General features: G+C 68.1%; 15 protein-coding genes. 9 read left to right on the forward strand and 6 right to left on the reverse strand.

What is annotated here, in order from left to right:
• Positions 1-11 precede the first annotated feature (11 nt).
• From C7C57_RS05940 to C7C57_RS05950, 3 genes are all read left to right on the forward strand, one after another.
• Positions 12-1094, forward strand: a complete 1083-nt coding sequence (locus C7C57_RS05940) for an extracellular solute-binding protein (protein ID WP_187977947.1) — start codon at positions 12-14, stop codon at positions 1092-1094.
• 87 nt (positions 1095-1181) lie between these two features.
• Positions 1182-2297 carry a hypothetical protein gene (locus tag C7C57_RS05945; protein ID WP_255505787.1) on the forward strand — a complete coding sequence of 372 codons (1116 nt, stop codon included), beginning with the start codon at positions 1182-1184 and terminating at the stop codon, positions 2295-2297.
• 236 nt (positions 2298-2533) lie between these two features.
• Positions 2534-9547, forward strand: a complete 7014-nt coding sequence (locus C7C57_RS05950) for an Ig-like domain-containing protein (RefSeq protein WP_187977949.1) — start codon at positions 2534-2536, stop codon at positions 9545-9547.
• 109 nt (positions 9548-9656) lie between these two features.
• Here the strand turns inward: C7C57_RS05950 and C7C57_RS05955 are convergent, their stop codons facing one another.
• On the reverse strand, positions 9657-10331 hold the full coding sequence (locus tag C7C57_RS05955) for a FadR/GntR family transcriptional regulator (RefSeq protein WP_187977950.1): 675 nt from the start codon (positions 10329-10331) through the stop codon (positions 9657-9659).
• A gap of 86 nt (positions 10332-10417) precedes the next feature.
• On the opposite strand from C7C57_RS05955, the gene C7C57_RS05960 reads away from it, so the two are divergent.
• Positions 10418-11590, forward strand: a complete 1173-nt coding sequence (locus C7C57_RS05960; RefSeq protein ID WP_223144788.1) for an MFS transporter — start codon at positions 10418-10420, stop codon at positions 11588-11590.
• Here C7C57_RS05960 and C7C57_RS05965 read toward each other — a convergent pair.
• Entirely contained in the window at positions 11587-12777 is a 1191-nt protein-coding gene (locus tag C7C57_RS05965) for a glutamate--cysteine ligase (RefSeq protein WP_187977951.1), read from the reverse strand. The two genes, C7C57_RS05960 and C7C57_RS05965, sit on opposite strands and share 4 nt — an antisense overlap.
• 211 nt (positions 12778-12988) lie before the next feature.
• On the opposite strand from C7C57_RS05965, the gene rpsP reads away from it, so the two are divergent.
• From rpsP to trmD, 4 genes are read left to right on the forward strand one after another with little or no spacing between them, the layout of a single operon-like run.
• Positions 12989-13408 (forward strand): 30S ribosomal protein S16, encoded by a 420-nt coding sequence (rpsP, locus tag C7C57_RS05970; protein ID WP_121689013.1) that lies wholly within the window; start codon positions 12989-12991, stop codon positions 13406-13408.
• A 2-nt stretch (positions 13409-13410) separates the two neighbouring features.
• Positions 13411-13647 carry an RNA-binding protein gene (locus C7C57_RS05975; RefSeq protein WP_030148708.1) on the forward strand — a complete coding sequence of 79 codons (237 nt, stop codon included), beginning with the start codon at positions 13411-13413 and terminating at the stop codon, positions 13645-13647.
• A gap of 1 nt (position 13648) precedes the next feature.
• Positions 13649-14329, forward strand: a complete 681-nt coding sequence (rimM, locus tag C7C57_RS05980; RefSeq protein WP_187977952.1) for a ribosome maturation factor RimM — start codon at positions 13649-13651, stop codon at positions 14327-14329.
• Positions 14330-14333: 4 nt separating this feature from the next.
• Complete coding sequence (trmD, locus tag C7C57_RS05985; protein WP_030148710.1) at positions 14334-15044, forward strand: tRNA (guanosine(37)-N1)-methyltransferase TrmD; 711 nt, start codon at positions 14334-14336, stop codon at positions 15042-15044.
• A gap of 55 nt (positions 15045-15099) precedes the next feature.
• On the opposite strand, the gene C7C57_RS05990 is transcribed toward trmD, so the two are convergent.
• Genes C7C57_RS05990 through C7C57_RS06000 form a run of 3 tightly spaced genes read right to left on the reverse strand, consistent with a single transcriptional unit; the run spans position 15100 to position 19403 of the window.
• Positions 15100-16848, reverse strand: coding sequence for a thiamine pyrophosphate-binding protein (locus C7C57_RS05990; RefSeq protein WP_187977953.1), 1749 nt, complete (start codon positions 16846-16848; stop codon positions 15100-15102).
• Positions 16845-17861, reverse strand: coding sequence for an agmatinase (speB, locus tag C7C57_RS05995; RefSeq protein ID WP_081863869.1), 1017 nt, complete (start codon positions 17859-17861; stop codon positions 16845-16847). Before speB ends, C7C57_RS05990 begins: the two co-directional genes overlap by 4 nt.
• A 45-nt stretch (positions 17862-17906) precedes the next feature.
• Complete coding sequence (locus tag C7C57_RS06000; RefSeq protein WP_187977954.1) at positions 17907-19403, reverse strand: sodium:solute symporter; 1497 nt, start codon at positions 19401-19403, stop codon at positions 17907-17909.
• A 154-nt stretch (positions 19404-19557) separates the two neighbouring features.
• Here C7C57_RS06000 and C7C57_RS06005 point away from each other — a divergent pair, with 154 nt between their 5' ends.
• Complete coding sequence (locus C7C57_RS06005) at positions 19558-21147, forward strand: PucR family transcriptional regulator (RefSeq protein ID WP_187977955.1); 1590 nt, start codon at positions 19558-19560, stop codon at positions 21145-21147.
• Between the two features lie 62 nt (positions 21148-21209).
• On the opposite strand, the gene map is transcribed toward C7C57_RS06005, so the two are convergent.
• Positions 21210-21977: a type I methionyl aminopeptidase gene (map, locus tag C7C57_RS06010; protein ID WP_187977956.1), complete on the reverse strand. Its 768-nt coding sequence runs from the start codon at positions 21975-21977 to the stop codon at positions 21210-21212.
• Between the last annotated feature and the right edge of the window lie 62 nt (positions 21978-22039).

Consider the following 22039-nt stretch of genomic DNA (forward strand, 5'->3'; position numbering starts at 1 on the left):
GGACCCCTCCGATGAGTTCCCGTATCCCCGTTCGCGCCCTGGCGACCGCCGCGGCTCTGCTCACCTCGACCGCTCTGCTGGTCGGCTGCTCCGCCACCCCCGGTGGCGACACCGGCGGCGACGACAACAAGACCATCGTGGTCAGCACCTTCCCGTTTGGCGTTGACGAGTTCACCAAGGCCATCATCGACCCGTTCGAGAAGGCCACCGGCTACAAGGTTGAGGTGGACACCGGATCGAACTCCGAGCGCCTGTCCAAGCTGGAGCTCAACGGCAAGCGCGCCGGCGCCGACGTCATGCTGATCTCGGACTACTACGCGGCCCTCGGCCAGTCCAAGAAGCTCTTCCAGAAGGTGGATGACGCCCAGCTGCCCAACCTGGCCAAGGTCGCCGACTTCGCCAAGGAGAAGCAGTACGACGGACCCGCCTACAGCTACCAGCTCAACGGCATGCTGTACCGCACCGACAAGCTGGATGCGGCCACCGCGGCCAAGTGGGACACCTTCGGGGATGCCGCCCATAAGGGCAAGCTCGCCCTGCCCGATTTCAGCGTGACCGCCGGTCAGCTGACCGTGTCCGGTGTGGCCGAGACCGTGGGCAAGGACCCCTACGACGTGGATGCCTCGTTCAAGACCCTGGGCGAGTGGTCCCCGGGCGTGCTGCAGTTCTACAAGTCCTCCACCGAGGTCACCAACCTGCTGCTGCAGGGTGAGATCGTCAACGCCCCGGCACTGAGCGGCTTCGCCACCAGCCTGGTTGAGGCCGGCGAGCCGATCGCCTGGACCCCGCCGGCCACCGGCAAGTTCATGGCCACCAACCGGGCCATGATCCCCGCCAACGCCGAGAACGTGAAGGGCGCACACGCGTTCATCAACTACCTGCTGGGTGCCGAGGCTCAGACCAGCTCCGCCAAGATCGTCGGCGACCTGCCGGTCAACCCCGAGGCCACCGTCCCGGAGAACCTGAAGAAGATCGTGGGCGAGGCCGCCACCGATCCGATCGCCGCCGGTTACAAGACCCTGGACATCTCGGTCATCGTGAAGAACCGCACCGAGTGGACCGACCGGTTCGCCCGCGAGGTTGCCAGCCGCTAACACCCGCCTCGCCCGGACTCCGTTGCAGGGGTCCGGGCGATGCCCGTTTTTGATTTTCGTTTTACCCGAGGGGACCTGACCATCACCGTGTCAATCGATGCGACCGCCGAGTTTCTGCGCCGCGCACCCAAAACCGACCTGCACTGCCACCTGATCGGCACCGTGCGTGCCTCGACCTTTGCCGAGCTGGCTCGCCGTGAAAAGCTTGAGCTGCCGGTGGATCCCGAGCTGATCTTCCGCGACATCAACTCGCTGCCGCCGGACCCCGCGCTCTACCGCGACACCCACATCCCGGTGCCGCAGGGACGCTCGGCCGATGAGCCGGAAACCTCCTACTCCCTCTTTAAGGCGTCGGAGTGGGTCGTCGAGGTGCTGCGCAGCCCCGAGGACCTGACCCGGGTGACCTATGAGGCATTCGAGGCCGCGCACCGCACCAGCGCGACCCGTCACCTCGAGCTCTTCTTCGATGACCTGCCGCCGCACCTGGAAAAGCTCGGGTACCGGGGCCAGGTCGAGGCCTATGCCGAGGGCATTCGGATGGCCGAGCGCGACTTCGGGATGACCGGACGGATGATCGCCGGCATCGACCGCAGCAAGTCCGGGGAGCACGCGCTGGCGATGGTGCGCCGGATCGTGGACAACCCCAATGAGTACGTGGTGGGAATCGGCCTGGACAACCTGGAGACCGCGGGTCCGCCCGAGCGCTTCGCCGATGCCTATCGGCTCGCGGGGGAGGCGGGGCTGTTCCGTACCGCCCACTCCTCCGAGCACGCACCGGTGGCCGTGAACACGATCACGTGCCTGGACCTGCTGGGCTGCGACCGCATCGACCACGGCTACTTTGTGCTGGAGGATCCGGCGGTGGTGGAGCGTGTGCGCGAGGAGCAGACCGCCTTTACCGTGGTGTCCACGACCTCGCGCCGGTCCTGGCGTCCGTGGCGTCGCGCGTCGATCGCCGCGATGCTTGAGGCCGGCCTGAACGTGATCCCCGCCTCCGATGACCCCGGGATGTTCCCCACGACCCTGGCCGAGGAGTATGCGATCCTCAGCGAGCAGCTCGGCGTGGATCGCCATAAGCTGCGCGCGATGTCGCTGGCCGGAGTCGAGGCCAGCTGGGTTCCCGAGCCCGAGAAGCAGGCGATGCGTGAGCGCTTCACCGCCGAGTTCGACGCCCTGGAAGCGGAGCTGTTCCCGACCGCCTAGGTTCCACCATCGACACACCCCGGCGCGATCCAAGAGGATCGCGCCGGGGTGTGCTCGTTTGTCGGGCCGCACCCGGTGTTTAAAGATCGGTTCGGACCCCGTGGAAGCCTCCAGGAAAACCGGGAATTTTGTCCCCCGGACCAGGGTAAACCCTTGTTGTCGGGTCCGGTAACTGCTAGACAGGGCTCAGAACACGGTTGGCCATTCGGCTTTCGGCGCGCGGATCAAGGGGAACCATGAACGACTCGGCACTGACAGATCTGGGGCATTCTCGCCTGGGGAGACTCGCTCGCAGGGGCCTGCTCGCGGCGACACTTGCGGTGGGACTGATCGTCCCCGCGCTGGTGCCCACCGCGGCGTTTGCCGCGTCGTTCTCCTCCGTTCCGGGATCGGTGGGACAGGCCGACGGCACGGTGACCGTGGTGATGCAGGTCAATGGTTCCCAGGTCACGTTTTCGCCGCCGTCGGGGGTCGAGATCACCCGCCCCGATACCGCCTACGATTGCTATACCACGGCACCCGGCGGTGCCCTCATTCCCCGTAATGATCTGACCTCGCTGCACCCCGGCATCACCTGCGGGTATGAGGACAACAGGGTCGGGAACTTTGGAACCTATACGTTTTCCTACTCCGTTCCCGCCGATACCGTCCCGGGAGCCACCCTGGGCACGTTCAGTTTTGCACTGAGGGTGGGTACCGCCGCGCCGACCATCGAATCGACCACGCTCACGGCCAAAAATATCGCCGCCCCGGCGATTTCCACCCCCACCGCCGGGCAGCTGACCAATAATCCCCGCCCGGTGATCAGCGGAACCGCCGACAGCCTCCCCGGCACCACCCTCGCGGTGACGATCACCGATGCGGATTCCGGTGCGGTCCTGGGGACGGCACCGGTCACGGACGGCGCGTGGTCATTCACCCCCACGGCCAATCGGCCCGAGGGTACCAACAACATTTCGGTGACGGCCGCGCTGAACGGCGTCACCACGTCGGCCGCGACTCGATCGTTTGTGGTGGACACGATTCCACCGGCAGTCCCCGTGCTCGCCTCTCCGGTAGCCGGATCCGCAACCGCGAACACCACGCCCACCGTGAGCGGAACCGGGGAAACCGGCTCCCGGGTCGAGGTGCGTGGCGAGGGCGGTGTGGTGCTCTGCGAGGCGACCGTTGTCGCCGGGGCCTGGTCCTGTGTGGTGGCACCCGCCCTGGCCGAGGGTGCCCACACGCTGACCCCGGTCGCGCTGGACGAAGCCGGAAACGCGGCGCCCGGAACCCCGGTCACCTTCTCGGTGATCACGACTCCGCCCACGGCACCGGTGATCACCTCTCCGGCAACCGGAACCGTCACCAATAATAAGAGCCCTCTGATCAGCGGTACCGCAGATTCCGGGACCATCGTCGAGATTCGTAACGCCGCCAATCAGCTGCTCTGTTCGGGGGATGTGCCCGAGGGAGAGTTTGAATGCGTGGTGGCCCCGGCCCTGGCCGAGGGATCCCACACGCTGACGCCGATTTCCGTGGACGCGGCCGGAAACCGGACGCCGGGTACCCCCATCACCATCACCGTGGACACGGTCCCGCCCGCGGCACCGATCATCCTCTCGCCGGTCACCGGCACCGTCACCAACAACACGCAGCCCACGTTCACGGGAACCGGGGAAACCGGTTCCCGGGTCGAGATTCGTGACGGGGCCAACACGGTGCTGTGCACGGCCGTGGTCGCCGCGGGGGCGTGGAGCTGCCAGCCGGCCACGCCGCTGCAGGATGGCGACCACGCGCTGACCGCGATTGCCGAGGACGTAGCGGGGAACCGGACCACCGGTACCTCGATCACCATCACCATCGATACGGTGGCCCCGACCGTCCCGGTGATTACCGCCCCAACCACCGGCACACTGACAAACGACGCTACCCCCACCATCACCGGAACCGGAGAAAACGGTTCGGTGATCGAGGTGCGGGGAACGGCGAACGCGCTGCTGTGCACCGCGACCGTGGCTAACGGCACCTGGTCCTGTGAGCCGACGACGGCGCTGACCGAGGGTTCGCACACGCTGACTCCGATTGCCTGGGACGCCGCCGGGAACACCGCACCCGGCACCGCGGTCACGATCACCGTGGACCTCACTCCGCCCGCCGCCCCGGTGATTACCTCGCCCGCGGATGGCGCGCTGCTCAACACCGACACCCCCACCATCTCCGGAACCGGAGAGAACGGCTCCACCGTGGAGATTCGCGGTGCCAACAACGAGGTGCTGTGCTCGGCCGTGGTCACCGCGGGTGCCTGGTCCTGCCAGATCAGTTCGGCACTCGGGCAGGGGGACCACGTGCTCACCCCGGTCGCCGTGGATCCCGCGGGCAACACCGCTTCGGGCACGGCCATCACGATCACCGTGGACACCGTGGCACCCGAGGTTCCGGTCATCACCGCCCCGCAGGACGGGACGATCACCAATAACGCCACCCCCACCGTCTCGGGCACCGGAGAAAACGGCTCGACCGTCGAGGTACGGGACGGCGCCGGGACCGTACTGTGCACCACGACTGTGGCCGCGGGTGTCTGGTCCTGCACCCTGGAGACGGCGCTGAGCGAGGGCGACCACCCGCTGGTCCCCGTTGCCCTGGATGCCGCGGGGAACGAGGCCGCCGGGACCGCGGTCACCGTCACGATCGACCTCACGCCGCCGGCGGCCCCGGTGGTGACCTCACCGCTTACCGGTACGGCCACCAACGTCACCACGCCGGTCTTCACCGGAACCGGAGAAAACGGTTCGACCGTCCAGATCCGGGCGGCGGACGGAACCGTGCTGTGCTCGGCTCCGGTGGTGGATGGCGCCTGGTCCTGCACGGTTGCCCCCGCGCTGGACGAGGGGATGCACATTCTCCGGGCCGTGGCGGTGGATACCGCCGGCAATGAAACCGCCGGTACGATCGTCGCGCTGACGATCGACATCACGCCGCCGACCGTCCCGACGATCACCGATCCAGTCAGCGGGACGATCACCAATGACACTACCCCGACCCTCTCGGGTGCCGGGGAATCCGGCTCGACCGTGGAGATCCACAATGCCGCCGGAGAGGTGCTCTGCTCGGCCGTGGTCTCCGCGGGATCGTGGACCTGTGAGCTTACGACCGAGCTTGCCGAGGGTGACCACGTGCTGACCCCGGTGGCGAAGGATGCCGCCGGGAATGAGACCTCGGGTCTCCCGGTGACGATCACCGTGGATGTGACGCCGCCGGCCGTCCCGGTGATTACTTCACCCGTGGATGGGTTCGTGACCAACGACCCCACCCCGACCCTCTCGGGCACCGGGGAGACCGGCTCGACGGTGGAGATCCACAATGCCGCCGGGGACGTCCTCTGCTCGGCGGTGGTCACCGCCGGTGCCTGGACCTGTGACCTCACCTCGGCACTCGCCGAGGGGGACCACGTGCTGACCCCGGTGGCGAAGGATGCCGCTGGCAATCAGACCTCGGGAACCGCGATCACGATCACCGTGGATGTCACCCCACCGACGGTTCCGGTCATTACCTCGCCCGAGGATGGGTTTGTGACCAACGACACCACCCCGACCCTCTCGGGCACCGGGGAAACCGGGTCGATTGTGGAGATCCGAAATGCCGCCGATCAGGTGCTGTGCTCGGTCACGGTGACCGCCGGCGCCTGGACCTGTGATCTCGCCCCCGCCCTGGGAGACGGCAACCACGTGCTCACGCCGGTGGCGAAGGATGCCGCCGGCAACGAGACGGCTGGAACCGCGATCACCATCGAGGTCAAGACCGAGCTCCCCGGTGCCCCCATCGTGACCTCGCCCACCGACGGCACGATCACCAACGTCGATACCCCGACGGTGACGGGTACCGGGGAAAACGGCACCACCGTCGAGGTGCGTGACGCCGCCGGAGTGGTGCTGTGTTCGGCGCCGGTAACCGGCGGCACCTGGAGCTGTGTGGTGGCGCCGGCGCTGACGGACGGCGATTACGAACTTGTCGCGGTCGCGGTGGATGCCGCGACCAACGAGACCCCCGGCATCCCGCTGACCATCACCGTGGACACCGTGCCGCCCACGATCCCGGTGATCACCGCGCCGCTGGATGGCACGGTCACTAACGTGGTATCCCCGACGCTCTCGGGCACCGGGGAGACCGGCTCGACGGTGGAGATTCACAACGCCGCCGGGGACGTCCTCTGCTCGGCCGAGGTGACCGCGGGGGCCTGGAGCTGCGAGCTCGCCCCGGCGCTCACCGAGGGTGACCACGTGCTCACGCCGGTCGCGAAGGATGCCGCCGGGAACGAGGCTTCGGGAACCGCGATCACGATTACCGTGGACGTGACCCCGCCCGCGGCTCCGGTAATTACCTCGCCGGTGGACGGGTTCGTGACCAACGACACCACCCCGACGCTGTCGGGCACCGGCGAGAACGGTGCGACCGTCGAGATCCACAATGCCGCCGGGGGCGTCCTGTGTTCGGCCGTGGTGACCGCGGGTACCTGGTCCTGTGAGCTCACGACCGCGCTCGCCGAGGGTGACCACGTCCTGACCCCGGTGGCGAAGGATGCCGCCGGGAACGAGACCTCGGGGACCGCGATTACGATCACGGTGGACGTCACGCCGCCGGCCGCTCCGGTAATTACCTCGCCGGTGGACGGATTCGTGACCAACAACACGACCCCGACGCTGTCGGGCACCGGCGAGACCGGTTCGACGGTCGAGATCCACAACGCCGCCGGGGACGTGCTCTGTTCGGCCGTGGTGACCGCCGGGGCCTGGTCCTGCGACCTCAGCCCGGCGCTCACCGAGGGCTCGCACGTGCTGGCGCCCGTGGCCACGGACCCCGCCGGTAACGAGACCCCGGGGACCGCGATCACGATCACCGTGGACCTGACCCCGCCGACCGCCCCGGCCATCACCTCGCCGTTGGATGGTGCCGTCACCAACGACACCACCCCGACCCTCTCGGGCACCGGCGAGAACGGCTCGACCGTGACCGTGCGTGACGCCGAGGACGTGGTGCTGTGCTCGGCCGTGGTGACCGACGGGACTTGGTCCTGTGTGGTGTCCCCGGCGCTCGCCGAGGGCGATCACGTGCTGACCCCGACCGCCGAGGATGTGGCAGGAAACCGGGCCGTGGGGGCACCCATCGGGATCACCGTCGACGTCACCCCGCCGGCCGTCCCTGTCATTACCTCGCCGTTGGATGGTGCCGTCACCAACGACACCACCCCGACCCTCTCGGGCACCGGGGAGAACGGCTCGACGGTGGAGATTCACAATGCCGCCGGGGTTGTGCTCTGCTCGGCCGTGGTGATCGGCGGTGCCTGGTCCTGTGACCTCACTACCGCTCTGACCGAGGGCGATCACGCGCTGACCCCGGTGGCGAAGGATGCCGCCGGGAACGAGGCGTCGGGGACCGCGATCACGATCACCGTGGACGTCACCCCGCCGACCGTCCCGGTCATCACCTCGCCCGCCGATGGCCTGGTGACCAACAACACGACCCCGATCCTGTCGGGAACCGGCGAGAATGGCTCGACCGTGACCGTGCGTAACGCCGCGGACGAGGTTCTGTGCTCGGCCGAGGTGAGCGAGGGGACCTGGTCCTGTACGCTCGCCCCGGCGCTCACGGAGGGCGGGCACGAACTGACTCCGGTGGCCACCGACGCTGCCGGAAACGTGTCCACGGGCACCGCCATCACGATCACCGTGGACACCACGGCCCCGGCCGCCCCGGTGATCACCACCCCGAGTGCCAACATCGTCACCAACAACACCACACCGACCCTGGCGGGAACCGGCGAAACCGGGTCAACCGTGGAGATTCGAAATGCCGCCGGAGTGGTGCTGTGCTCGGCCGTGGTCGTGGATGGTGCCTGGTCCTGCGTGGTGGCCCCGGCGCTGGTGGACGGCGAGTATCCGCTGACCGCGGTGGCCGTGGATGCCGCGGGGAACGAGACCGAGGGTACCTCGGTAACCATCACCGTGAAAACCACGCTGCCGGCCGCCCCGGTGATCACCGCGCCGGACAACGGCAGCGTGGGCAATGACACCACCCCGACCTTCACCGGTACCGGAGAGAATGGCACCACCGTCGAGGTGCGTGGCCCCGGAGGGGAGGTCCTGTGCTCGGCCGTGGTGACCAACGGAACCTGGTCCTGTGCACCGGCAACCGCACTCACCGAGGGCGATCACACGCTGACCCCGGTGGCCGTGGACATCGCCGGAAACGAAACCCCCGGTACCCCGATCACCCTGACCGTGGACACCACTCCGCCCACCCCCACCACCGACGTGGTCTGCTCGGTGAACCAGCTGGGCGAGGTGACCTGTGAGGGCATCGGAACCGAGGGGGACACCATCGTGGTCACCGACGGCGACGGCAAGGAAATCTGCACCGTCGAGGTACCCGCGGGTGGTCACTGGACCTGCACCGGCGGCCCGGTAACCTCCTTCCCGGTCAGCGTGGAAACCGTGGATCCGGCCGGGAACTCCGGCGGGGCACACGCGCTACCCACGCCGCCGATCATCACCAGCCCGAACACGGGCAGCGTGCTGGGCGAGTCTCGTCCAACGCTCACCGGAACGGGCACCCCGGGAACCACCGTGGAGCTGCTGGATGCCGAGGGCTCCGTCCTCTGTTCCACCACGGTGACACCCGAGGGAACCTGGTCCTGCACGCTGGCGGACGAGCTGGCCGACGGAACCGCGACGCTGACCCCGGTGGCCACCGACGCGGACGGTAACGCCTTCGCCGGGATCTCGATCACCCTGAACATCGACACCGCCGCACCCGCTCCGCCCACCGGCGTCGAGTGCTCGGCCAACGCCGATGGCACGGTGACCTGCTCGGGGACCGCCGAACCGGACTCCACGGTGGAGATAACCGACCCCGAGGGCAACCTGATCTGTAAGGTCACCGTGGGGGCCGACGGCACCTGGACCTGCACCTCCGAGGGTGTCGTGGATGCCGGCCAGCTGATCATCACGGTCGTCGATCCGGCCGGAAACCGCTCGCCCTCGATCTCGATCGGCGTCACCCCGCTGCCGGGAACCCCGGGACCCGGCACCACCGATCCGGGCACCCCGGGCCCCGGAACCACCGGCCCCGGCTCGGGTGGCGGCAGCCTGGTGACCACCGGTGCCGACGCGGTCGGCATGGGGGCGCTGGCCCTCGCCGCGATGCTCCTGCTGGGCAGCGGGGTCTTCCTCCGCTCGCGCCGAACCAGCGGTACCACGCGCGACGAAGACTAGCCGATCCGCCCGCGAACACCCCGTTCATCCGCTTGGATGGGCGGGGTGTTCGCGTTGTGTCGGTGTCTCGGCCTCGGCGGGGGATCGCCCCGGCGTGCCCGTCGAACAGCTACCGGGCGGTGAAGTTTGTGAGGAGCTCGGTGAGGTGGGCGCGGCTGAGGGTGCGCGCCAGGTCGGCGTCCCGCGCCACAATCGCCTCGATCAGCCCGCCGTGTCCGGCGGGATCGGTGGCGGCGGGTTTGGGCTGGGCCTTCAGCATCGCGATCATGGCCTGCCGGATCCGCGGCACAAACGTATCAAAGAGCTCGCCGAGCACCGGATTGTGGGCGGCGGCAATCACCGCGCGGTGAAACTCGGTGTCGGTGTCCACGTAGGCTTCGACGCTGTCCCGGGATGCCTCGCGCACCTCCAGGGTCTTGCGCAGCAGGCGGATATCGGCGGCAGTGCGGCGCGTGGCGGCGAGGTGGGCGGCCTCGGTCTCGACGGCGATACGCGCCTCGATTACCGCGGTGACCTCGGCATCGCGCACCACGTCCTCGAGCCCCTGCTCCACGTCGAGCGCGGTCACAAAGACCCCGGCCCCCTGGCGACTGGTCAGCACCCCCTTGCCGGCGAGCTCGCGGATCGCCTCCCGCAGGCTCGAGCGACCCACGCCGAGCTGGGCGGCCAGCGTGGTCTCGCCGGGGAGGCGGTGCCCGAGGGGCCACTCGCCGGCACGGATACGTCCCAGAAGCTCGTCGGCCACCCGCGCCGCAAGCGGCTGTTGTGAAATCTGCGAAATCATCGTAACCTGTCTACTTGTCTGAGGGGTTGCGGTACCCCAACACTATCCCGCTGCAACCGGGATGTCCACGCTACAAAAGGAAAAACATGCAAAACAGAGCAGGTCTGTGGGTGCTGACGGCCACCCACGCCGCCAACGATTTCTATGCCGGTGCCGTGTCCGCCCTGCTGCCGTTCCTCATCCTGGAGCGTCACTACGATTATGCCGCGGTGGCCGGCATAACCCTGGCTGCCACGAGCCTTTCGAGTGTCGCCCAGCCCGCGTTTGGGCTGCTGGCCGACCGGTTCCGGATGCGCTGGCTGGTGCTCGCCGGCCTGCTCACCGCGGGCGTGGGCATCGCCGTGAGTGGACTCTTTGCCGACAGCTATGCGGCGACCTGGATTGCGATCGCCATCTCGGGGATCGGCGTGGCCGCCTACCACCCCTCCGGCACCGTTCTGGCCCGCGAATATGGGGGCGGGACCAACCGCTCGCTGAGCATCTTCTCGGTGGGAGGCAACGTGGGGGCGGCGCTCGCGCCCACCGGAGTCCTGCTGACCGTGGGCGTGTGGGGTCTCTCGGCGACCCCGCTGCTGATGATCCCGGCCGCGGTCATGGGCGCCGCATTCCTGCTGCGTCCGCGCGGAACCGAACCCGCTGCGAAAGCCGCATCTCCGGCCACGCACGCTCCCGTGGCGAAAGATGATTGGCGCGGCTTTGGTGTGCTGGTTGCGGTGCTGGCCTGCTGGTCGGTCGCCTATATCGGCACCAGCTCGTTCATTACCCTGTACGGCATCCAGCGCTTCGGGATTTCCGCCGCCGAGGCCTCGATCGCCCTGACGGTGTTCCCCGCCGCCGGGGCCGCGGGCACCCTGATCGGCGGCTTCCTTGCCGACCGGTTCGGCCGCCTGCGGGTGGTGCGCGCCGGGTATGCGCTGGCGGTGTTGGCAATGTTAGGCATCGTGCTGGCACCGAGCGCCCCGGTCGCCGTGGTCGCGACCGCGGTCCTCGGCATCGCCCTGTTCCTGCCGTTCTCTCCGCAGGTCACGCTCTCGCACGCGTTCCTGCCCAATCGGATCGGCCTGGCCAGCGGCGTCACCCTGGGACTCACGCTGTCCTTCGGTGGGCTGATGGGTCCCGCACTCGGCGCGATCGCCGACGCCACCAGCGTGCGGGTCAGCTTTGTGGTGATGCTGGTGCTCCTGGTCATCGCGCTGATGGTTGCCCTGGTGCTGCGCGATCCGGCAAGGCGCGAGGCCGAGCGCGTCCTGGCCGCTTAGCCGCGCAACTCCGCCGCCAGGTTCGCCACCACCGCCCGCAGGTCGCCGTCGTTTTCGGCGGCGACCCGCAGCTGGCGCTGGTAGCTTCCCCCGGCATCCAGGATCCCGGGGATCGAGGCCAGCTCGGCGGCGCAGCCCAGGCGCTCGGCCACGGGGGCGAGGTCGGTGACCAGTTCGCGCAGGTGATCGGTGACCAGACGCTCGTCGCCTTCGGCGTTGATAATTAGCTCGGCCTCCAGCCCGTAGCGGGCCGCGCGCCACTTGTTCTCGCGCACAAACCAGGGCTGGAGGACCGTGAGTTCCTCGCCGGCATCGAGCCGGGTGGTCAGGACATCGCTCAGGCAGTGGGCGAGGGCGGCAATCGCCCCGAACTCGGTGAGGGTGGACGCGGCATCGCAGGAGCGCAGCTCGATCGTGCCCCAGCGCGGGGAGGGACGCAGATCCCAGCGCACCTCGCTGTGATCCTCGATGATCCCGGTGCGGGTCATATCGGCCACATACGCCTCAAACTCCGACCAGCGGGTGAACTGCTGGGGGATCCCGGCGGTGGGCAGCTGCTGGAACATCAGCGAGCGGTTGGAGGCATAGCCGGTGTCCACCCCGGCCCAGAACGGGCTCGACGCCGAGAGCGCCTGGAGGTGGGGGGAGTAGGTGAGGAGCCCGTCGAGCAGGGGGAGCGCGCGCTCGGCATGCTCGACGCCCACGTGCACGTGCACACCCCAGATCATCATGTTGCGCCCCCACCACCGGGTGCGGTCGATCAGCTTCTCGTACCTCGGTTTGGGGGTGATCGGTTGATCCTGCCACTGCGCAAACGGGTGCGAGCCGGAGGCGATCAGGTCGATTCCCAGGGAGTCACAGACCACACGCAGCTCAGCCAGCTGGCCGCGCAGATCATCAATGGCCGCGGGCACGGTGGTGTGGACATTGCTCACCAGCTCGACCGTGTTGAGCAGCAGCTCGCCGGTAATAAAGGGGTGCGGGGTTCCGTCCGGCGCGGCGAGGGCCGCCAGCACCTCGGGGGCCCGGGATACCGGGGCGCCGGTGGCCGGATCGACCAGGGTCAGTTCCCATTCCAATCCCACGGTTCCGCGTGCCGACCGGGCAAAGGGAATCGAGGGAACCGCGGGTGATACCGCGGCGGAGGCCACCTCGGGCGACGGTGCAAACTCAGTGGGCACGGGCATCGATTCTTTCTGCGCGGGCGGGGGATGGGGTTCAATTCTGACACGCGTGCGAGATGGATTACCCGGATGCGTCGATTTCTGACAGAATAGGTGTTTGAGTCCGTGTGTGGCCGACCCTCTATCCGCCCACTCAGACCCCATTAGAGCTTTCGCCGCGTGTGCACCCCACGCGCTCGGCACCAGTTCACCACACTAAACACACAGGAGAATTGTGGCTGTCAAGATTCGTCTCAAGCGCATGGGTAAGATCCGTGCACCCTACTACCGTGTCGTCGTTGCCGACTCGCGCACCAAGCGCGACGGTCGCGTGATCGAGGAGATCGGTAAGTACCACCCCACCGAAGAGCCCTCGTTCATCGAGATCGACTCGGACCGTGCCCAGTACTGGCTCTCCGTTGGCGCACAGCCGACCGAGCAGGTTGCCGCTCTGCTGAAGCTGACCGGTGACTGGGGCAAGTTCAAGGGCGACAAGGACGCCGTCTCGACCGTCAAGGTCAAGGAAGCCAAGGCTCCCTACGTCTTCGACGCAAAGAAGAAGCCGGTCCTGAAGCCCAAGACCGAGAAGGCACCCGCCAAGGTCGAGGAGACCGAGGCTGCTGCTGAGACTGCAACCGAAGAAGAAACGGCGTAACTTTGCTCTCCACCGCTCTGGAACACCTCGTTAAGGGGATCGTTGACCACCCGGAAGACGTCCAGGTCGCGGCGAAGAGCACGACGCGCGGCGAGATCCTCGAGGTTCGTGTGAACCCCGAGGATCTCGGCCGCGTGATCGGCCGCTCGGGTCGCACCGCGAAGTCGTTGCGCACCCTGGTAAATTCTCTCGCCGGTGACTCCCGGGTACGGGTTGACGTTGTCGACACCGCTGCCTGAGATGAATCGCGGAGTAAAGCCGAAGAGTAATCAGCTGCGTGTCGGCCGGCTGACGAAGGCACATGGGCTCAAGGGAGCCCTCAAGGTAGAGCTGTACACCGACGATCCCGCACACCGGTTTACCCCCGGAGCCGTGTTCACCCTGCAGGTGCCCACCGGCTCGAAGTGGCACGGCAAGACGATTGAGCTTGCCGAGCTGCGCTGGTACAACGGTCATGCGGTTGCATTCTTAAAGGGTGTCGAGGACCGCAACGAGGCGGAAACCCTGGTCAAGGCGATCCTCTGGATCGACGCCGACGAGGCACCCGATAACGACGAACCCGACGCCTGGTACGACCACCAGCTCGCCGGTCTGCGCGTGATGCGCGACGGCGTGGAGGTCGGGACCATCGCCCGGATCGAGCACATGCCCGCCCAGGATCTGCTGATCGTGAAGGCGGCCTCGGGCGAGGTCATGGTTCCGTTTGTCTCGGCGATTGTGCCCGAGGTCAACGTGGAGCAGGGCTTTATCGTGGTGACCCCGCCGATGGGCCTCTTTGAGGACCTGGCGGAGATCGCGGCCGAGGAGGCTTCTGCTGAGGAGGCTCCTGCCGAGGAAGCCGCCGCCGAGGACACCGTCGCCGAGACGTCCAAAGACGACGCTTCGGACGGTACCGAATCGCCCGCAACCCCCGCGGAGTAGCGCCGTGAAGATCGATATCGTCTCCATCTTCCCGGAGTACTTCGACGTGCTCAACGTCTCGCTGCTGGGCAAGGCCCGCCAGTCGGGGCTGATCGACATGAACGTACACAACCTGCGCGATCACGCTCATGATCGGCACCGTACCGTGGACGACACCCCCTACGGCGGTGGCGCCGGCATGGTCATGAAGCCCGAGCCCTGGGGTGAAGCCCTGGACTCCATTCTGGGGGCCGATGCCGTTGCTTCCGAGGATTCGCCGCTGGTGATCTTCCCCTCGCCCGCGGGTGAGGTCTTCGATCAGAAGATGGCGCGTGAACTGAGCCTGGAGCCCGCGCTGGTGTTCGGCTGCGGACGCTATGAGGGCATCGACCAGCGCGTGTTTGACCACACCGCAACCCAGGCGCGCGTGCGTCTGGTGAGCCTCGGTGATTACGTGCTGAACGGCGGCGAGGTCGCCGTGCTGGCGATGATCGAGGCCATCGGTCGCCTGATCCCCGGCATGGTGGGTAACCCCGAGTCCCTGGTCGAGGAGTCCCACGAGGACGGCCTGCTGGAATACCCCAGCTACACCAAGCCCTCGGTTTGGCGCGAGCGTGAGGTGCCCCCGGTGCTACTCTCGGGCAACCACGGCGCGGTAGATAAGTGGCGCCACGAGCAGCAGGTGGAGCGCACCCGTCGCGTGCGCCCGGATCTGCTCCCGCCCGAGCAGCGCTAAGACCAACCAAGAAGTCCCCGACACCCAGCGGTGTCGGGGACTTTTGTGTTGCGAGCTACGCCAGCCGGTCCAGGTGGGTCGGGGCGAACAGTCCGAGGACCGTGGGCACCACGATTACCCGCGGGCCCGGAGCCGCCAGGGCCACCTCGATCGCCCCGGCCAGGTTTTCAGGCTGTACGAGCTCGGCGGGGATCCCAAACGCCTCGGCGAGGGCCACATAGTCGGGCCGGGCCAGCTCGGTGGCGGTGGCCGCGCCGAAGGCACCGGTCATATACTCGCGCAGGATCCCGTACCCTCCGTCGTCGATGATCAGCCAGGTGACGTTGAGGTTGTGCTGCTTGAGCGTGGCCAGCTCGGCGATCCCGTAGAGCGCGCCGCCGTCTCCGGAGACCGCGAGCACGGGCGCGTCGGTGCCGTCGACCCGGTGCCCAAACGCCGCCCCGATCGCCGCCGGGAACCCGTAGCCCAGGCCGCCGGATCCCTGCGCGCTGGCAAACTCCCCGCCGCGCGGATCCCAGGCCGACCAGGCCCAGTAGGCGAGGATCGTCATATCCCAGTAGGTGTTGACATTATCGGGCACCGCGCGGCGCAGCGCATCGATCAGTGCGCGTTCGGCCCCGAGGCTCTGGGCGTCGAGACGGGCGAGCACGGTGTCGAGCAGCCCGTCGATCCGGCCGCGCACCCGTTCCTCACGCACCGAGCGAGAGGTGATCTCGCCGGTACTCAGCGCCGTGGCCAGCGCCCCCAGCGCGAGTTTTGCATCGGCGTGGATGCCCAGCCCCGCGTGATTGGAGGTGACCTTACCGAGATCGGCCTCGATGTGGATCACCCGGCCGCCGGGGGCAAACGTGTGATAGTTACTCGAGGTTTCGCCGAGCCCGCTGCCCACCACCAGGAGGACGTCTGCCGCCTCGAGGAACTCGGTCACCGCGATGTCCTCCAGCCAGGATCGCGCCGACAGCGGGTGCGCCCAGTCGAAGGCGTTTTTGCCGCCGAAGGTTGTGACCACCGGGGCCTGCAGCGCCTCGGCCACCGCGCGCAGCTCGTCCCGCGCGCCGGCTCGGACCACCCCGCCACCGGCGAGGATCACCGGATTGTGAGCACCGGCCAGGGCCTCGGCCGCGGCCTCGACCAGCTCGGGACGCGGCGCATGGGCGCGCACCTGCGGCGCGATCGCCCGCACAGGGGGCACCAGATCGGCGGCATCGGCGAGCAGAATGTCCTCGGGAATCTCCACCATGGTTGGGCCCGCCGGGGCCTCCAGCGCGAGCTCCCAGGCGGCGGTGAGCGCCGAGGGAATCTGCGCCAGGGTGCGTACGGTAAAGGTGGACTTCACGACCCCGCGGAACGAGGCCGACTGATCGGGCAGCTCGTGCAGGTAGCCGTGCCTCCCGCCGCCGAGTCCGGCCACGGGGATCTGCGCGGAGATCGCCAGCACCGGAATCGAGGAGGCCGCGGCCTCCTGCAGCGCCGCGAGCGAGGTGAGCGCGCCGGGTCCGGTGGAGAGCAGCAGCGGGGCGACCGATCCCGAAACCCGGGCCAGCCCGTCGGCCATGAAGCCCGCGTTGTTCTCGACCCGGGAGCTCAGATAGTGCAGGTCGCTGCGGCGCAGCGCGTCAAACAGGCCCAGCGCGTGCTGGCCGGGCAGGCCCACCACCGCGCGGGCACCGAGTGCGCGCAGGGTTTCCAGGGTCACGTCCCCGCCGATTCTGGGGCGGTCGGCGTCCCGTTTGGCGGCGCGAGGTTCCGGGGCCGCGCCATCGTCGAGAATCGGCCCGGGGCTTTGGGATTCGGGGGTGCTCATCGGGTTCCCTTTCCGCCGTCGCGCAGCGCGAGCAGCGACACCAGATCATACGCCACGTGGGAGGCGGCAACCCCGGTAATGTCGGCGTGATCATAGGCGGGGGCGACCTCCACCACGTCGGCCCCGACGATGTTCAGCCCGGCCAGGCCACGCAGAATCTCCAGCAGTTCGCGGCTGGTGAGCCCACCCGCCTCGGGTGTTCCGGTACCGGGTGCATGGGCGGGGTCCAGTACGTCGATGTCGATCGAGACGTACAGCGGCCGGTTCCCCACGCGCTCGCGCAGCCGGGCCACAATCTCATCCACGCCCCGGCGGAAGACGTCGGCGGAGGTGAGGATCCCGAAGCCGAAGCGGCGGTCCTCCTCAAGGTCACGGTGTCCGTAGAGCGGACCGCGGGTGCCCACGTGGCAGATGGCCTCGGTGTCCACGATGCCCTCCTCGACCGCCCGCCGGAACGGGGTGCCGTGGGTGTATTCGGCCCCGAAGTAGGTGTCCCAGGTGTCCAGGTGGGCATCGAAGTGCAGCAGCGCGACCGGGCCGTGCACCGCGGCCACCGAACGCAGCAGCGGGAGGGCCAGCGTGTGGTCCCCGCCCAGGGTCACCAGCGAGGTGCCGCCACGCACCAGCGAGGTTGCGGTGTCCTGGAGCACGCCAAGCGCCTCGGGAATGTTGAACGGGTTGAGCGCCACATCCCCGGCGTCCACAACCTGCATGCCGGCAAAGGGGGACACATCCAGGGCCGGGTTATAGGGACGCAGCAGTCGGCTGGCCGAACGAATGTGCTCGGGACCAAACCGCGCCCCCGAGCGGAACGAAACTCCGGCATCCCAGGGGGCGCCGAGGATCGCCACGTCGGCGTGCTCGACGGTCTCGATGCCCGGCAGCAGGGCGAAGGTCGCCGGGCCGCTGTAGCGGGGAACCAGGGCGGAGTTCACCGGTCCGGTGAAGCCGTTTTCCACCACGCGCGCGGCGTTGGCGCTCAGTGATGCGGGAAGGTGCGGGTGTGCAGACATGGTGTGTCCTTTCGCGGGTGTTGCGGAGGTGCAAGAAACGAGGAATTAGTGGGCGTGCGGGTCGAAGCGGATGGTCGCCGTCTCCGGGTGGGACACGTTGATGTCCTCACTGTCGCTCGCCGAGAGTCGGCGCGACCACTCGGTCATGATCTCGGGCTCGGTGGGCTTGGTCAGCAGGCTCACCACGACGTAGGTGACCAGGCTGATGCCCAGGCCGAAGTAGATCGGCTCATTGGCCAGAATGTCGGTGGCAAACATCGTGATGACCACCGCGACCGTGCCGGTCAGGATGCTGGCCCAGGCGCCGAGCCGGGTGCCGCGCTTCCAGATCAGCCCGCCGAGGATCGAGACAAACAGGCCGCCGACCAGGATGTTGTAGGCGATGGTGAGCGCGGCGACCACGCTGTCCACGGCCGAGGCGATACCCACGGTGCCGATCCCGAGCACCAGGATCGCGACCCGGTAGACCACGAGCGATCCGGTCTGCGAGAAGCTCTCGGTGCCGGGCCTGAAGATCGCCCGAATTCGAGGGAAGATATCCGAGGTGAGCACGGTGGCCGAGGCGATCAGCGCCCCGCTCGCCGTGGACATCATCGCCGCCAGGGCCGCGGCCAGCACGAGTCCGCGTACCCCCGGGGGCAGGGCGTCCTGCACGATGGTGGCAAACGCCGCATCGGGGGATTCCAGGTGGGGGTAGAGCACGCGGGTGGCCATGCCGATCAGGGCTCCGGCGATGCCGTAGATCAGGCAGTAGATGCCCGAGGCCAGGCCGCCGCGGGTTGCGATCTTCGGGGTGCGGGCGGTGAACACACGCTGCCAGATGTCCTGACCGATCAGCAGGCCGAGGGTGTACACCACGATGTAGGTGATGATCGTGGCCCCGCCGATGGACCAGGGGGAGAAGAAGGAGTCGGCCAGGCGCTCACCCATCCCGCTGAATCCGCCGGCGTGGGCGAGGGAGATCGGCAGGAGCAGGAAGAGGATGCCGACGGTCTTGATCACAAACTGAACGACATCGGTCAGCGTGATCGACCACATGCCACCCATCACCGAGTAGGCGATCACCACGGTGCCGCCGATCGCGATGCCGGCGATGTTGGGAATCCCGAACAGCACGTGGAAGATCGTGGCGTAGGCGAGGGTCGAGGTCACCGTGAGCATGAGTGTGTAGAGGAACATCACCACGCCGGAGATCAGGCCCGAGTTGCCGCCGTAGCGCAGGTCCAGCATCTCGGTGACCGTGTAGACCTTGAGCTTGACGATCCGCTTGGCAAAGAATGCGCTGAGCACCAGGATGCCCAGGCCGATGGCCACCACGAGCCAGGCGCCGGAGAGTCCGTGGGTGTAGCCGAGGCCGATGCCTCCCACGGTGGAAGCTCCACCCAGCACGATGGCCGAGAGGGCACCCGAGTACATGAATGTGCCCAGGCGGCGACCGGCCACCAGGTAGTCGCTCTTGGTTTTGGAGCGGCGCAGGCCCCAGTAGCCGACGCCGAGGATCACGATCATATAGACCGCGATCACGATATAGTCCAGGACCACGTTGTCCTCCCGAAAGTGTGTGGGGGAACGCGGCCCGGGGGTGGTGCCGCGTCATTGCTTATCGGTCAGGCTAGCCAGGAAATCCCGGCCGGTACGTGTGTAAACTATCCCGAATTAGGGGTAGATAGGATGATTTATCCCGCGAGGAGGGTTCATGTCGCCAGATTTCCCGTCCACCGGCACCGCGCGTCCGGCGGGGGCACCGCCGCGGCCCACCGGTGTGTCGCTGGGCACGCTGCTCGCCGCACCCGAGCTGGGACTCACGCTGCTCGTGCCCGGCGACACGGACCCCGCGGATATCGTGATCACCCACTGCGCGGTCGTGGAGCTCGAGGAGCCCGGCACATACCTCTCCGGGTATGAGCTGCTGCTGATCACCGGACTCGGCCTCCCGCAGACCGAGAGCGCCCTCGATACCTACGTGAGCCGGCTGCGTGCGAGCGGGATCTCGGCGCTGGGCTTCGGGGTCGAGCCGGTGTATCGCGAGGTGCCCGGGCCGCTGATCGACGCGTGTCATCGGATCGGATTGCCGCTGGTGCGGGTGGATCGCGCGGTCCCGTTTGTGCAGGTCACCGCCCACTTTGCCGCCGAGCTGGAGCGGTTGAGGGTGCGCGGATTGCAGACCGTCAGCACGCTCGCGCGCCGGCTCACGGCGGCCGTGCTGCGGGCACAGCCCGAGCGACGGGTGATCGAAGTTCTGGCCACCGAAACCGGTTCCCGCGTGCTGCTGCGCGAGGGGACGGACGTGCTCTCGGCGGGCGGGAGTGACCCCGAGGCGCCGCTGTTTGCCCAGGCCGATGCGCTGCTGGATGCCGGCGAGGGCATGGTGTTTGGGGTGACCGAGGACGGGCGCGAGCTGGTGGCCCGGCGGATCACCGAGGAGGGACAGCGCGCGGTGCGGGACACCGTGTTGGTGCTGGTTAAGGACCACGTGCTGAGCGAGGACCGCACCGGCTTCTCGCTCGCCGCCGATCTGATTCGGGTGGCCAAGGGTCTGCCTCGCTCACAGACCATCGCCCTGGATCAGCTGATGATGCTACTTCTGGTGGACGGCGTCCCGATCGACCCGGCGGGTGTTGAGCGCTGGGCACGTCTGGTCGCCACCGCGCTGAACGCGGGGTCCTCCCGCCGCGTGCACACGGTGGTCGCGGTGGCCAAGAACGGCGAACCCGCGCGCCCCGCCGACCTGCTCTGGTGGCGGCTGGCGCTGGACACCCCGTTTGTGGATGAGCGTGCGGGATCCCTGCGCGCGCTGGTCGCCGAGGTGCCCGGTACCGAGGTGCTGCGGGCGCTTGAGCGTCGCGGATGGATCGCCGGGATCAGCGCCGGGTATCCCGTGCAGGAGGTCGCGACCGCGGTACGTGAGGCCGAGCTGCTGCTGCCGCGGGCACGGGAGGCCGAGCGGTCGATTGTGGCGGGGGAGGAGTTGCGCAGCCTGGGTGCGCTGATCCCCGCCGACCTCTCCGACCGGTTCGCCCACGCGGTGCTCGAACCGCTGTTGGAGGCCCCGGACTCCGCCGAGCTGATCGGTACCCTTTACACCTGGCTGCTCAATAATGGCGGCTGGGATCGTGCGGCCCGCGCCCTGCATCTGCATCGAAACGCGGTGCGGCGTCAGATCCAGCGGGTCGAGTCCCTGCTCGGCCGAGACCTGGAGGATGCCCACGCCCGCGCGGATCTGCTCTTCGCGCTGCGCCACCACGTCGACGATGGTGGGGCGGTGGCGCGGGCACGCCGCGGCTAGGCCCATCCGCACGCGGAACGCCCCGGCCGTGCGAGCACAGGCCGGGGCGCTGGGAGGGTCCGCTAGTCGCGGGCGGTGAGGATGATCGGACCGTCGGCGGTGATCGCCACGGTGTGCTCCTGGTGCGCACCGCGCGAGCCGTCGGCCGAGCGCAGGGTCCAGCCATCGGCGTCGGTGACCAGCTTGTCGGTGGTGTGCAGGAACCACGGCTCGATCGCGATGACCAGGCCCTCGCGCAGCGGGAATCCACGGTTGGGGCGGCCCTTATTGGGCACGTGCGGCTCGCCGTGCATGGTGCGACCCACGCCGTGACCGCCGAAGTCGGTGTTGATCTTCAGCCCGGCGACGGTGGCAACCGCGCCGATCGCGTTGGAGATGTCACCCATCTTGTTGCCCACCACCGCCTGGGCGATGCCGGCCTCCAGGGCGTTCTGGGTGATCTCGATCAGGTGGCGATCCTCGGGACGCTCGGTCCCCACGATCAGCGACAGCGCCGAGTCGGACACCCAACCGTTCACCGAGGCGGCGAAGTCGACGCTCAGCAGGTCACCATCCTGGAGCACATAGTCGTGGGGCAGGCCGTGCAGCACGGCGTCATTCACCGAGGTGCACAGCACCTTGCCAAACGGGCTGGCGCCGAACGAGGGGTGATAGTCGATGTAGCAGGACTCGGCACCGCGGTCCCGGATCATCTTATGGGCCAGCTCGTCCAGCTCCAGCAGGTTCACACCCACCGCGGCCTTCTCCTCCAGGGCGGTCAGGACCTCGGCCACGAAGCGTCCGGCCGGACGCATCTGCTCGATCTCTTCGGGGGTGCGCAGTTCAATCATGCATCCATTCTCGCAGGATCCACCCCACTCACGCATATGGCCGCGCGGAAACAGCGATCCAC

This window comes from Mycetocola sp. JXN-3 (genome assembly GCF_014522285.1).
GTDB classification, from domain to species: domain Bacteria; phylum Actinomycetota; class Actinomycetes; order Actinomycetales; family Microbacteriaceae; genus Mycetocola; species Mycetocola saprophilus.

Coding starts and splice junctions, on each gene's coding strand:
- C7C57_RS05940 (WP_187977947.1), top strand. CDS start 12: ATGAGTTCCCGTATCCCCGTTCGCGCCCTGGCGACCGCCGCGGCTCTG.
- C7C57_RS05950 (WP_187977949.1), top strand. CDS start 2,534: ATGAACGACTCGGCACTGACAGATCTGGGGCATTCTCGCCTGGGGAGA.
- C7C57_RS05955 (WP_187977950.1), bottom strand. CDS start 10,331: ATGATTTCGCAGATTTCACAACAGCCGCTTGCGGCGCGGGTGGCCGAC.
- C7C57_RS05960 (WP_223144788.1), top strand. CDS start 10,418: ATGCAAAACAGAGCAGGTCTGTGGGTGCTGACGGCCACCCACGCCGCC.
- C7C57_RS05965 (WP_187977951.1), bottom strand. CDS start 12,777: ATGCCCGTGCCCACTGAGTTTGCACCGTCGCCCGAGGTGGCCTCCGCC.
- rimM (WP_187977952.1), top strand. CDS start 13,649: ATGAATCGCGGAGTAAAGCCGAAGAGTAATCAGCTGCGTGTCGGCCGG.
- C7C57_RS05990 (WP_187977953.1), bottom strand. CDS start 16,848: ATGAGCACCCCCGAATCCCAAAGCCCCGGGCCGATTCTCGACGATGGC.
- speB (WP_081863869.1), bottom strand. CDS start 17,861: ATGTCTGCACACCCGCACCTTCCCGCATCACTGAGCGCCAACGCCGCG.
- C7C57_RS06005 (WP_187977955.1), top strand. CDS start 19,558: ATGTCGCCAGATTTCCCGTCCACCGGCACCGCGCGTCCGGCGGGGGCA.
- map (WP_187977956.1), bottom strand. CDS start 21,977: ATGATTGAACTGCGCACCCCCGAAGAGATCGAGCAGATGCGTCCGGCC.